Annotated in this window: 9 protein-coding genes; 2 read left to right on the top strand and 7 right to left on the bottom strand. The window is 59.6% G+C overall.

Features of this window, described 5'->3' with window-relative positions; all coding sequences use genetic code 11:
* Positions 1-7: 7 nt before the first annotated feature.
* From hydG to hydE, 7 genes are all read right to left on the bottom strand, one after another.
* Positions 8-1432 (bottom strand): [FeFe] hydrogenase H-cluster radical SAM maturase HydG, encoded by a 1425-nt coding sequence (hydG, locus tag AC6I6H_RS08640; protein ID WP_497953347.1) that lies wholly within the window; start codon positions 1430-1432, stop codon positions 8-10.
* A 134-nt stretch (positions 1433-1566) separates the two neighbouring features.
* Entirely contained in the window at positions 1567-3312 is a 1746-nt protein-coding gene (locus AC6I6H_RS08635; RefSeq protein ID WP_497953346.1) for an NADH-dependent [FeFe] hydrogenase, group A6, read from the bottom strand.
* Positions 3313-3320: 8 nt separating this feature from the next.
* Complete coding sequence (nuoF, locus tag AC6I6H_RS08630) at positions 3321-5198, bottom strand: NADH-quinone oxidoreductase subunit NuoF (RefSeq protein WP_497953345.1); 1878 nt, start codon at positions 5196-5198, stop codon at positions 3321-3323.
* A 41-nt stretch (positions 5199-5239) separates the two neighbouring features.
* Entirely contained in the window at positions 5240-5740 is a 501-nt protein-coding gene (gene nuoE, locus AC6I6H_RS08625) for an NADH-quinone oxidoreductase subunit NuoE (protein ID WP_497953344.1), read from the bottom strand.
* Between the two features lie 199 nt (positions 5741-5939).
* Positions 5940-8231: a thiamine pyrophosphate-dependent enzyme gene (locus AC6I6H_RS08620; protein ID WP_497953343.1), complete on the bottom strand. Its 2292-nt coding sequence runs from the start codon at positions 8229-8231 to the stop codon at positions 5940-5942.
* 27 nt (positions 8232-8258) lie between these two features.
* Positions 8259-9248, bottom strand: a complete 990-nt coding sequence (locus AC6I6H_RS08615) for a 2-oxoacid:acceptor oxidoreductase family protein (RefSeq protein WP_497953342.1) — start codon at positions 9246-9248, stop codon at positions 8259-8261.
* A 140-nt stretch (positions 9249-9388) separates the two neighbouring features.
* Positions 9389-10492 (bottom strand): [FeFe] hydrogenase H-cluster radical SAM maturase HydE, encoded by a 1104-nt coding sequence (gene hydE, locus AC6I6H_RS08610; RefSeq protein WP_497953341.1) that lies wholly within the window; start codon positions 10490-10492, stop codon positions 9389-9391.
* Between the two features lie 769 nt (positions 10493-11261).
* Here hydE and AC6I6H_RS08605 point away from each other — a divergent pair.
* Together AC6I6H_RS08605 and AC6I6H_RS08600 are read left to right on the top strand one after the other, a co-directional pair.
* A complete protein-coding gene (locus AC6I6H_RS08605; RefSeq protein ID WP_497953340.1) occupies positions 11262-11972 on the top strand; it encodes an SDR family oxidoreductase in 711 nt (236 codons plus the stop codon).
* A gap of 16 nt (positions 11973-11988) precedes the next feature.
* Positions 11989-12465 (top strand): DnaJ family domain-containing protein, encoded by a 477-nt coding sequence (locus AC6I6H_RS08600; protein WP_497953339.1) that lies wholly within the window; start codon positions 11989-11991, stop codon positions 12463-12465.
* Positions 12466-13181: the final 716 nt, after the last annotated feature.

Below are 13181 nucleotides of genomic sequence, written 5' to 3'. Positions count from 1 at the left end.
CTTTAGGTTAAAACCGCAAATCCCGTTCGCCCGCCTCGATCCGCCGCAGGCGGTCGACCGTAGCCTTGCGGGCGGATTCCTTCGGGATGTCCTCCAGGCCTTTGCGGATGATGGCTTCGCCCAGCGTGCGCGTCTCTTCGTCCGCGTAATCCAGCAAATATTCCTTGAACGTCAAAAGCGAATTCGGTTGGCAGATGTTGTGAATCTGGCCCGTCTTGGCCAGGCGCATGAACCGGTCGCCGGTCCGCCCTTCCCGGTAACAGGCGGTGCAGTAGCTCGGCACATAGCCGTCGGCGCATAACCCCCGGATGATCTCCTCGGGGGAGCGGTGGTCGCTCACCTCAAACTGCGGCTTCTCCTTGTGGTCCGGGGCGCCGCCCTGCTTGGCTTCCATGTACCCTCCGACGCCCGTGCTGGAGCCGGCGCTGATCTGGGAAACGCCCAGCTTGATGACCTCGTCGCGGAAGCCGGGCTCTTCCCGGGTCGATAAAATGAGGCCCGCGTAAGGAACCGCGAGCCGGAGCACGGCGACGATTTTCTTGAAATCGGCGTCCCGGACGAGATGCGGGTAAGTCTGCAAATCGACGCCGACAGCTTCGCGCATGCGCGGAACGGAAACGGTGTGGGGGCCGACGCCGAAGCGCTCCTCCAGATGCTCCGCATGCATCAGCATGGCGACCGTGTCGTATTTGTAATCGTAAAGGCCGTACAGCACGCCCAGACCGACATCGTCCAGACCGCCCAGCTGCGCGCGGTCCATCGCGGTCGTATGCCAATCGTAATCATGCTTGGGCCCCTGCTTGTGAAGAGCGGTGTACGTAGGCCGGTGGTACGTTTCCTGGAACAAAATATAGGTACCGACTTCCGCTTCCTTCAGCTTCGCGTAGTCTTCCACCGACGTGGCGGCGATGTTGATGTTGACGCGCCGGATGCTTCCGTTGTCCACCTTGACGGAATAGATCGTGCGGATCGCGTCCACCACGTAATCGATTCCGCAATGCAGCGGATCTTCGCCCGCTTCGACGACAAGCCGTTTATGGCCGAGCTCCTGAAGAACACGCACCTCATCGGCGAGCTCGTTCATCTCCAGCCTCCGCCGGCGGAAATCCTGGTTGGAATGCTTGTAACCGCAATATTCGCAGTTATTGACACAGTAATTGCTTATATACAACGGCGCGAACAAAACAATCCGGTTGCCGTATATTTTCTCCTTGATGGCTTTGGCGGTCTTGAAAATGTCAGTTAAAACGTCTTCGTCGGAAACCTCTAGCAGAACGGCGGCTTCCCGGTGGGTCAATCCTTTGCATTCGCTTGCTTTGGCCAGAAGAGCCCGCAAATAGGCGGCGTCTCCCGCTTTGCGCTTCGCTTCCTTCAAGCTGTCTTCAATTTCGCGGTCATCGATAAAATCGGCCGGTTCCCAATCCTTCCTCATCTCTTGAACCTCCCAACAAGGTAGCCGGAGGGCGCCGAAGCGCCCCGGCTATATGTGACTGACCAATCGCAAGCGGGCCGTTCAAAATGGCGGCGGCTTATATGCGCTGTGCGCGGCAAAGTCCGCCGTGCGGCCTAAAATTTGGTGCGCTTGATGTAATGGGTATGCAGCAGCTCGTGGGACAGATGCCCGTTCGGCTCGCCCAGGTATTCCTTGTAAAGCGCCTGAATAAACGGATTTTTGTGCGACTTGCGGATTGTTTGCGCCTCGTCTTCGCTGTAGATCGCTTTGGCGCGCTCCGCTTTGACGTTGATCTTCTCGGTGGTCTGCGCATCGACGAACGGCTGCCCGCCGCCCGTGATGCAGCCGCCGGGGCAAGCCATTACTTCGACGAAGTCGTAGGCCTTCTCGCCTTTTTCCATCGCGTCCATCAGCTTGCGGGCGTTGCCCAGGCCGTGCACGATGGCGGTGCGGACGCGTTTGCCGTTCGGCAGCTCGATCACGTTTTCCTTGATGCCGTCCATGCCGCGCACGGCCGTGTATTCGATCGTATCCAGCTCTTTGCCGGAGGTGATTTCAAATACGGTGCGCAGGGCCGCTTCCGCCACGCCGCCGGTCGCGCCGAAGATGACGCCGGCGCCGGTGCCGACGCCAACCGGACTGTCAAACGCTTCGCCCTTCAGGTTGACAAAGTCGATGCCGGCTTCCTTGATCATGCCCGCCAGCTCGCGCGTCGTGAGGACGAGATCGACGTCCTGCATGCCCTCGTGGGACAGCTCGTCGCGGGCGCCCTCGTATTTCTTCGCCGTACAAGGCATGATGGAAACCACGACGATGTTCTTCGGGTCGATCCCCATCTTCTTGGCGAAATACGATTTGACGATCGCGCCTTCCATTTCATGCGGCGATTTGCAGGTGGACAGATGATTCAGCTGTTCCGGGAAATTGTGCTCGACGAACTTGACCCAGCCCGGGCAGCAGGAGGTCATCAGCGGCAGGTTTTCGCCGCTGGACAGCCGCGAAAGCAGCTCCGTGCCTTCCTCCATGATCGTCAGGTCTGCGCCGAAGTTCGTATCGAACACCTTGTCGAAGCCGAGCTTCTTGAGGGCGGCGACCATCTTGCCGGTTACGCGGGTGCCGACCGGAAGGCCGAACTCTTCGCCGAGGGCCACGCGCACCGCGGGGGCGGTTTGCACGACCACGTATTTGTTGGCGTCCGACAGAACGTTCCAGACGTCGTTGATGTTTTCATGCTCGCTGAGCGCGCCGACCGGGCAGGCCATAATGCACTGGCCGCAGTTGACGCAGGTCGATTCGTCCAGCGGACGGCCGAAGGCCGTGGAAATCACCGTGTCGAAGCCGCGCTTCGCGAAGCCGATGGCGTTCACCGTCTGCATCGTGCCGCAGGCGCCGACGCAGCGGCCGCACAAAATACATTTGGACGCGTCGCGGGCGATCGCCGGGGACGTATAGTCCTTTTCCTGGCTCGACTTTTCGCCGACGTACCGGACGCTGCGGATGTTCAGGTCGTTCGACACCGTCTGCAGCTCGCAGCTGCCGCTGCGGGTGCAGCTCAGGCATTCGCGGTCGTGGTCCGACAGCAGAAGCTCGACCGTCGCCTTGCGGGCTTCGCGCACCTTCCGCGTGTTGGTCTGGATTCGCATCCCTTCCTCCGCTTTCAGCGTGCAGGAAGCGATCAGCCTCGGGCCTACCTCCACCACGCAAACGCGGCAGCTGGAAGAATGGTTGACGCCCTTCATGTAGCACAGGGAAGGAATATGGATGTCGAGCTCGCGGGCCGCTTCAAGAACGGTCGTGCCTTTGGGCACCTGCGTCTCGATGCCGTCAATCGTGATTTTAATCGTCTCCAACTTGATCACTCCTATTGTCAGACTATCGCTACGGCTTTGAACTTGCAGACATCGAAGCAAACGCCGCATTTGATGCAGGCGACCGCGTCGATGACATACGGTTCCTTCACCTTGCCCGTAATCGCGTTATTCGGGCACTTCCGGGCGCAAAGGCTGCAGCCGCGGCAGAGATCGGCGTCGATCTCATAGGAAATGAGCGATTTGCAGACGCCCGCCGGGCATTTTTTGTCGGCGATATGGGCCATGTATTCTTCGCGGAAATGCTTGATGGTCGACAGAACCGGGTTCGGAGCGGTTTGGCCGAGCGCGCAGAGAGACGCATTCCGGATCTGGTTGGAGAGGTTCTCCAGGTTATCCAGGTCCTCGATCGTTCCTTTGCCTTCCGTGATCTTGTCGAGAATTTCCAGCAGCCGTTTGGTGCCGATCCGGCACGGGGTACATTTGCCGCAGGATTCGTCGCGCGTGAAGTCCAGGTAGAAGCGGGCGACGTCCACCATGCAGGTGTCCTCGTCCATGACGATCATGCCGCCGGAGCCCATCATCGAGCCGAGGCTCGTGAGCGTATCGAAGTCGATGGTGCAGTCCAGATGCTCCTCCGTCAGACAGCCGCCGGACGGGCCGCCGGTTTGCACGGCTTTGAACTTTTTGCCGTTCGGGATGCCGCCGCCGATTTCAAAAATAACCTCGCGCAGCGTAATGCCCATCGGCACTTCCACCAGGCCGGTGTTGACGACTTTGCCGCCGAGCGCGAAAACCTTCGTGCCCTTCGACTTCTCGGTCCCGATGCCCGCGTACCACTCCGAGCCCTTCAAAATGATTTGCGGCACGTTTGCAAGCGTTTCCACGTTATTGATAATGGTCGGCTGGCCCCACAGCCCTTCCACGGCCGGGAACGGCGGTTTCGGATTCGGCATCCCGCGGCGGCCTTCGATCGAGTTCATCAGCGCCGTTTCCTCGCCGCAGACAAACGCTCCCGCGCCAAGCCGCACGTCGATGTCGAACTTGAATCCGGTGCCAAGCACGTTATCGCCAAGCAAGCCGTAATCGCGAGCCTGTTTCAACGCTTTGACAAAACGTTGTACGGCAATCGGATATTCCGCACGCACGTAGATGAAGCCTTGGTTCGAGCCGATGGCGTAGCCGGCGATCGCCATTGCCTCGATGACGGCATGCGGATCGCCCTCCAGGATCGACCGGTCCATAAACGCGCCCGGGTCGCCTTCGTCGGCGTTGCAGATGACGAATTTCTGGTTCTTCTCCTGCTTGGCGGCAAACTCCCATTTCAGGCCGGTCGTAAACCCGCCGCCGCCGCGTCCGCGCAGGCCGGATTGCTTCATCGTTTCGATAACCTGCTGGCGGCTCATGGTCATCAGCACTTTGCCAAGCGCCTTGTAGCCGTCGCGGGCGATGTATTCGTCGATCACTTCCGGGTCGATGATGCCGCAGTTGCGCAGGGCGATCCGGACTTGCTTTTTATAGAAATCCGTTTCTTCGAAATTCAGAATTTCGCCGTCCACTTTCGTTTTTTCATAAACGATCTTTTCATACGGCTTGCCGTTCAGCAAATGCTGCTCCACCAGATCGGGAATATCCGCGACCTCTACCCGGCTGTAAAAGACGCCTTCGGGATACACGATCACGACCGGTCCCAGCTCGCACAGCCCGAAGCAGCCGGTCCGCACCACTTCCACCTTTTCTTCGATGCCGTGATTGCCGATTTCCTTTTCCAGCGCCGCGATGATCTTGTTCGAGTCCGAGGACGTACATCCCGTCCCGCCGCACACCATGACCGACCGGAACTGGATGGAATCCGTTCCGGCACCGGTGATTTGCCGGTTGTCCAGCTTCCCCTGGGTCAGGGTTCGGATTGCTTCGAGATCTGTCAAAAGCTTCATGCCACTACCTCCCGTTTAAAATGCGCCGAGCGCACGCCTCGTCAATTGTACTCTTTCAGGATTTTCGGAACGTCGTTGGGAACCAGGCGGCCGTATACCTTCTCGCCGATGGTCATGACCGGGGCCAAACCGCAGGCGCCCAGGCAGCGGGTCGCTTCCAGCGTAAATTTGTTGTCTTCCGTCGTTCCCTGCACCGGCACGTTCAGCTCCGTGCTCAGCCGGTCCAGCAGCGCCTGCGCGCCTTTGATATAACACGCGGTGCCCATGCACACGCGGATGATGTTTTCGCCTTTGGGGGTAAGGGAAAAGAAATGATAGAACGAGGCGACGCCGTAGATTTCGCTCATCGGGATATCCAGCTCGGCGGATACCACCTTCAGCACGTCCTCCGGCAGGTAGCCGTAAATATCCTGAACCTCGTGAAGCACCGGAATCAGAGCGCCTTTCACCGATTTGAAGCTCTCGATGGCGGCCTGAACCTTTTCCAGCTTCTCGTCGGCCTGGGCGACTCCCTCGCATTGGCAGGCTTGTTGCTGTTCCATGTACGTATTCTCCTTCCTTTCTGACCAGCTGAAAGATTGCGAAAAAAATCACATAAATCCTCGCCAATAGAAGAAAAACGAGGTATACTAGACTGAGAACGTTTATCAATGGGCATACTTGAGGCCGGCAGCCGCTAACTGCCGGCCTCGGGGACCCATCCTTGCTTTTCTTTCTTTTTTGCGATGACCGTGACTTATTTTACAGATCCGGGTTTTCGTGCTTCGCCTTCAGCCGGTTCCAGCGGCGCTCGACCTCCGCCTCGAAATCGGCCAGCATCGCTTCGTCCTTCAGCAAGTGCTTCGTTTTGCCCATGCCCTTCAGCCATTCCACCACCGGAACGCGTTTGCCCTTTTCTTCCGGGTTGTACGTGATGTTCGTAACCCCTTGCTCGATTTCATAGAGCGGGAAGAAGCAGGAATCGACCGCCGCTTTGACCAGGCCGGTGCCCTTCGGGTCTTCCGTTTTCCAGTTCAGCGGGCAGGCGCACAGGATTTTGCCGTAAGCCGTGCCGACATTGTTGGCGTACCACTGGGCTTTGGCCGCTTTTTGCAGCAGGTCCTGGGCGTTGCTTTCCGCCGCCGTAAAGACATACGGAATGTTGCAGGCCGCGAGAATTTGCGCGGTGTCTTTGTGATGGCCTTTTTTGCCCTTTTGGGCTTTGCCGACGCCCGACGTGGAGGTCATGTGGCCCATCGGGGTGGAATACGACAGCTGGGAACCGGTGTTCATGTAGCCTTCGTTGTCGTATTCGAGAATGATCATTTTATGATTGCGCAGCGCGGCCCCGACCGTCGCGCCCATGCCGATGTCCATGCCGCCGTCGCCGGATACCATGATGAAGGTGACGTCGTCGGAAACCTGGATTTCGCCGCGGCGCTTCATTTCGTAGAATGCATCCACCGCGCCTGCCACCGTAGCGGCCCCGTTCTGGAACAGGTTGTGCACGAAGGTTTGTTTGTGGGACGAATACGGATAGCTTGCCGTTACGACATAAGCGCAGCCCGTTTGGAACAGGACGACGATGTCGCCTTCGATGCCTTTGAAGAACAGCTCCAGCGCGGAGAGGGCGCCGCAGCCGGGACATGCGCCGTGTCCGGGCGCCAGTCGGTGCGGTTTCACCGTCAGCTGGCGCAGCGGGGGCAGCTTGACCTTCAGCCGTCCGGTTTCTTCGTCCTGCGTTACGTTGATCAGGCCGGTTTTGTAAGATTCGCCGTGCAGCGGTTCGATGACTTCCTTGATCGCGTCCTTCGCTTCGCCCGGATAGTGGCCGTGGTAGTCAAACGGCTTCTCGGCGTAGCCTTTGGCGGCGGCGTCGATGGCGGCGTCCAGGAACGCTTCGGCATCGTCGGCATAGAAGTCCTTGCCGCCCAGACCGAAGATGCGGGACAGCACGACGGTTTTGTTCTCGGGGTCGATTTGCAGCGCGGAGCGGATTTCGTGCGTCAGGTTGCTGCCTTGGGCGCCGTAGGAATCGGCGCGTTCGCCCACGAGCAGGGCTTTGACGTTCTTCAGCGCCTTGCGGAGCTGCTCGGCCGGGAACGGGCGGATGATGTTCGGACGGATCAGGCCGGCCTTGATACCGCGCGCCCGGTAAGCGTCCACCGTGTCTTTGGCCGATTCGCCGGCGCTGTTCAGAAGGAACAGGGCCACTTCGGCGTCTTCCATGCGGTACAGGTCGAGCGTCGGGTATTCGCGGCCGGAGAGCTTCGCGTATTCGCGAGCCACTTCCTCGAACACTTCGCCGGCTTTGTCCAGCGCAACCGACAGCTGATAGTGGTTGTTCAGCAGGTCGTCGCCGCCCATGTGCGCGCCGATGGTAACCGGACGGGACGGATCGGCCACGTTCGGGTAGTTGCCGTTCGGGTTCGGGCCGACAAAATCCTGAACCGTCTTGTTGTCTTTGAAGTACTGCACCTTCCGTTTCTGGTGGGAGGTGAAGAAGCCGTCGTAAGCGACGATGACCGGCAGGCGGACATCGGAATGCTCCGCAACCTTCAGCGCCATGATGTTCATGTCATACACGGCTTGCGGCGTGCTCGCCGTCAGAATGACCCAGCCGAGGTTCAGGCCGTAGTACAGATCCGAGTGGTCGCCGCGGATGTCGAGCGGACCGCTGATCGCCCGGGTGACCAGGTTCAGCACCATCGGGAACCGGGTGCCGGACTGCGTCGGCAGCTGCTCCAGCATGTACAGGAAGCCTTGGGAGCTGGTGGCGTTGACGACGCGGGCGCCCGCGAGCGCCGCGCCGTAGCAAATCCCGGCGGAGCCGTGCTCGCCGTCGGCGGCGATCAGCTGGATGTCATGCAGACCGCGGGTTTTCATTTGGTCCAGGTATTGCGCCACTTCCGTGGAAGGGGTGATCGGAAAATACCCCATGATGTGATAGTTGATTTGGGCGGCAGCCGTAGCGGCCATTTCATTGCCGGATTCGAAGTACGTGACCTGTTCGGCCGGCACGATTTCAGTCAGCTTGTTTTCAACAACGGCCATGTTCGTGTCCTCCCTTTCAAGGTTTGCTTAAAACACTTGCGCAACGCGGTTTTGCTCGGCGTAGCCCACTTCTTCGCGGCGGGTGGCCAGGGCATCAGTCGGGCATACCTCGACGCATTTGAGGCAGCCTTTGCAGTATTGGTAATCGATGCCGCGCAGGAACTGCTGCTGCCGGCCGCGTTTGTCTTCGGCGGATTCCCACACGAAGCAGTAATCGGGGCACACGTTGTCGCAGTTGGCGCAGTGGATGCACTTCTCGGCGTTGTATTCCGGCAGGAAGCCCGCACGCGAGCCGCTCAGGTCCTTCAGGATGCTGTTCGCCTGGGCGAGGATGACGCCGCCGGGCACTTGGGTTTCGTAGCCGAGCGGGGAGAGCGCGCGTTTGAACGCTTTGGCTGCCGCACCGGCGGGAACTTCATAGGTTTTGAACTTCACTTCGTTGTAACCCCGGTCGAAGGTGCGGATGTTCGGCTCGACCAGATGCGGGTATTTCTTCTCGAACGTCCGGCGGATGACGGTGCGCATCGCTTCGGGATCGAGGAAATCGCAAATCCGGAACAGCGCGCCGAGCATGGAGGTGTTGACCTTCGTTTTCTCGTCGACGGCGATGCCCATCGCGTCCACAATCGCCAGTGTGCCGTATTCCAGCCCCAGGTCCTTGCGGACTTCGTCAAAGTCGCGCGTCGTGTTGACGAGCACGACGCCGTCCGCGGGCAGGCCGCTGATCACGTTGACGTTCTTATAGAGCGCTTCGTGGAACACGCCCACGACGTGCGGCTGCTCGATCGGGCTGTGGTCGCGGATTTCGACGTTCGGCTCGCAAAAGCGCACGAACGCTTTGACCGGCGTCCCTTTTTTCTCGGACCCGTAGGACGAGAAATTCGCTGCGTTGAACCCGAGTTCGATGGCTCCGGTTTCGGCCAGCATTTTGCCGGCCAGGTTGGCCCCGAGTCCGCCGATCGATTCCAGGCGAATTTCAAAAAAGCCCAGCGAGTTCTTCTTCGGTAAAGTAGACATCTGGTTTCCTCCTTTGTATTAATGAAGCTTAAGTCCGGCCGCGGGAACGGGCTCCTCCGGCAGGCACCCCCGCGCCTCCGGCGTCTTCCCTCCCGCGCGCAAAAGTCACGGCATGCACAGGAAGTACAGAACTTAAGCAATCATACGTGAATGTTTTCACTTTCTTTGCTGCCCATTGATGCAGCGGCAAGCGCCGGGTCCACTTTCCGGAAGTTGAAGTTATCCCCTCTGCCCAGCTCCACCTGATACCCCGATGCAACAATCCGCATCTCGATGCAGCCGCGGCAGTGAGCCGCTTCGTCGCCCGTGCAGATCTTGTTCTCGTACAGGGCATACTTCTCGCGCACCGGAGTCGGCGACAAAATCGGCATGACCACGTTGGCCCCGGCCCGGAGCGCTTTCTCCCGTCCGGTCGGATCAAGCGTGCCCATCGCCGTCGTGGCGGGCATGAGGGCGTCGGGCACGAACAGCCGCGCCAAAGCGATCATCACCAGCGTGTCCTCCACCGTTCCGCCCGCCGCATCCTTCAGCGGCGTCGCGCTGTGCGGGATGAACGGGCCGATGCCGATCATTTCCGGCCGGAGCTCCTTCAGGAAAAGCAGGTCTTCGGCCAGATGCCCGGCCGTTTGGCCCGGCAGGCCGACCATAAAGCCCGCGCCGATCTGGTAGCCGATCTCCCTCAGCACGTGCAGGCAGCGGATCCGGTTGTCGAACGACATGCCCGGATGAAGCGATTCGTACAGCTCCCGCGACGCCGTCTCATGGCGAAGCAGGTAGCGGTCGGTGCCCGCTTCAAACAGCGTCCGGTAAAATGCGTCGCTGCGCTCGCCCACCGAAAGCGTCACCGCAGAGTCGGGGTAGCGGCTTTTGATCGCCCGGACGATCTCCGCAAGCGCCGTATCGGTGAAGCGAAAGTCTTCGCCGCTCTGGAGAACGAACGAGCGGTAGCCGAGGCCGTAGCCTTCCTCCACGCAAGCGAGGATTTTGTCTTCGGTCAGCCGGTAGCGGTCCGCCCCCGGATTCGACCGGCGGATGCCGCAGTACAGGCAGTCCTGCTTGCAGATATTGGAGAATTCGATAAGCCCCCGCATGTAGACGCTTTTGCCGTAGTACCGCTGCCGGGCCTCGTCGGCGTACCCGAACAACCGCTTTTTGCCGCCGGCATCGAGATTCCCGAGCAGATAAACGATCTCTTCCCTGGTTAATTCGTTCCGCTCCCGGAGTTTGTCTAGCAAATGCTCCATCGGTGCTCCTCCTTCCGGCGGACTTTCCAAACCGGTTGCGGGACAAGCGTAAAAACGCTTTCCTTCGTCCCCATTGTACTGCAAAAGCAACCGCCCCAAAGTGAACTAGTTCACAACATTTGGCTTTTTTTAAAAGCTTTTTCTATTGCTTCCTCTTAAACATCTTTATAACGGACAAGAAAAGGAGCAGAAAACGGCAAATATGAAACAGCCGCGGCCGCCGGTTCCGTTCTATGCCGCAAAGGACGGCGAAGGGCTATTTTTCTTCGCAAGCGCTTTCTCTTCCGGGCGGAAAGCGGGCGGCGGACGCCTGTTCATCGCCGTTTCCCGCAGGAAAGCACTGTTTCGTTTTAAATGAGACGTACTATAACAGGATAGAGCATAATATGAAACAGGCGTGAAGATGCGAGATTTTTCTTTTTATTTCGATAATTGCGCCAAAGCCAGAACCCGCCCCGGTTTCCGTAATAGATCACAGCCTTGAAGCCCTTCCAAGTGATGAATATCATTCTCAATTAGCCCCCGCTGTTTCAGCTTCTCCCCGGGGCTTGCTCTATTGCGGCGAGCGTTTACGGGGGCAAGAACGGGTGTTATTGGGGCACGTGGGCCTCTGCTTGAGCAGCACTTCAACAGGCCGCTGTGCGGTCGTGCCGTTGCCAAAGCATTTTCGAGCTTGGCGGAGGTCTATTCTTGCACGAAGTTTTGCGGGCGGTTTTGCGGGCGGTCGGCGGGTGCGTTAAACTGGAGGAAAGGAAAAGGAGGATGCAGCATGAAAACCGCCTATGTTACCGGCGCGGACCGGGGCCTGGGGCTCGCTCTTGTCAAAGGGCTGCTGGACCGCGGCTGGTTTGTTTTTGCGGGGCGTTATCTGCCGGACTGGCCGGAGCTTTCCGTTCTGGCGGGGGAGTACCCCGACCGGCTGATAACGGTGAATCTGGACGTTGCGGACGAGGAGTCCGTCCGGGCGGCGGCCGAAGCCATCGCGGGGCGGACCGCTTCGCTCGATCTGCTGATCAACAACGCGGGCATTCATCCCAAAACCGAGCCTACTGTGCTGGACCCGCTTGATTTTGAGGAAATGCTGCGCCTGTACAATACAAATTCGCTCGGGCCGCTTCGGGTCACGCATTCCGTGATGGGCCTTCTGCTCAAAAGCGAAACCAAAAAGCTGGTTAATATCAGCTCCGAGGCGGGCAGCATTTCGGCCAATACCCGCATAGGGAACTTCGGCTACACCATGTCCAAGGCGGCGCTAAACATGCAGTCGGCCATTTTGCAGAAGCATTTGAAGGAATACGGCGTCAAGGTGTTCAACCTGCACCCCGGCTGGCTTCGCTCTTATATGTTCGATGTAAAAAATGAAGAAGCCGATCTGGAGCCATGGGAATCGGCCGAGGGCATCCTCCGGCTGATCGAAACGCAGAGCGATCCGGAAGGCCCGCTTTATCAGGATTACACCGGCCGTCCGATGAGCTGGTAACGGGGAGGGACGGACCATGCCGTTTTCCCGCAAAAAGCAGCGCCCCGCCGCCAGCCGTCCGCCCGAGGAGCGCCCGATCATTCCGCTTCCCGCCGAGGTTCTGGAGGACCGGGCGGTAGCGGACCATGCGGAGCGGCAAAGGCAGCACTGGTTGGACGAAGCGGTTGAAGATTTCCGCCAGCGCGGCGGATTCGACAACCTGCCCGGCCTGGGCAAACCGCTTAAAGTGCCCCAGGGCAGCGTCATGGACGCCATCCTGCAAAACGCCAAGGTGCCGCACCCGTGGGTCCTTTTGCGGACGGAGATCAAACAGGCCATCGAAGCGCTCATCCGGCTGCTCGACACGCGTCCCGACAGCCCGGAGGCGGACGCGAAGCTGGCGGAGATCAACGAGCGGATCGCCCAGATGAACCTGCAGGCGCCATCGGTCACCCTGCACCGGCGCAAGCTGACCAGGGCCAACCTCCGCGAGCAGTACCAGCGCTGGTTGTAGGAGCGATCGCCGGGCTCAGCCACCACGACAGCGGAGAAAAGGCGCCGCGTCTCCGGGATGAATTGCCGGCGGTGCCGCACGTGACCGGTCGCGGTATTTATGCGGCATTCGGGCGGGTTGAGGCATCATGCGGTATTCGGGCGGGGTGCGGTATGTTGCGGTATTCAGACTGGTTGCGGTAGGTTGCGGCACTCAGGCTGGTTGCGGTAGGTTGCGGCACTCGGGCGGGGTGCGGTATGTTGCGGCACTCGGGCGGGGTGCGGTAGGTTGCGGCACTCGGGCGGGGTGAGGCATCATGCGGCATTCGGGCGGGGTGCGATATGTTGCGGCACTCAGGCGGGTTGCGGTAGGTTGCGGCACTCAGGCGGGTTGCGGTATGTTGCGGCATTCGGGCGGGTTGAGGCATCATGCGGCATTCGGGCGGGGTGCGGTAGGTTGCGCCTTTTCGGTTAGCTGAGACACCGGCCTTTTGGGGCAGCCGCGTCATCATGCAGCACTTGGGCGAGACGGAGCATCGTGCGTTCTCGGGAAGCCGCGACTCTACGCACCTCGGACGAAACGAGCCATCACGTCTCCGGTAAGCCGCGCCATCACACTGCAAAAAGACCCCTGGCCGATGGACCAAAGTCTTCTCACACTCAACGCCGTTTCGTCGCCGATATTTCTACCCTGAAAATAACGCAACTTCATAGTCTGTGGTGCCCGCCAGGGCATGG

The organism is Gorillibacterium sp. sgz306347, from assembly GCF_059735245.1.
This window is presented reverse-complemented; position numbering and strand designations above follow the sequence as displayed.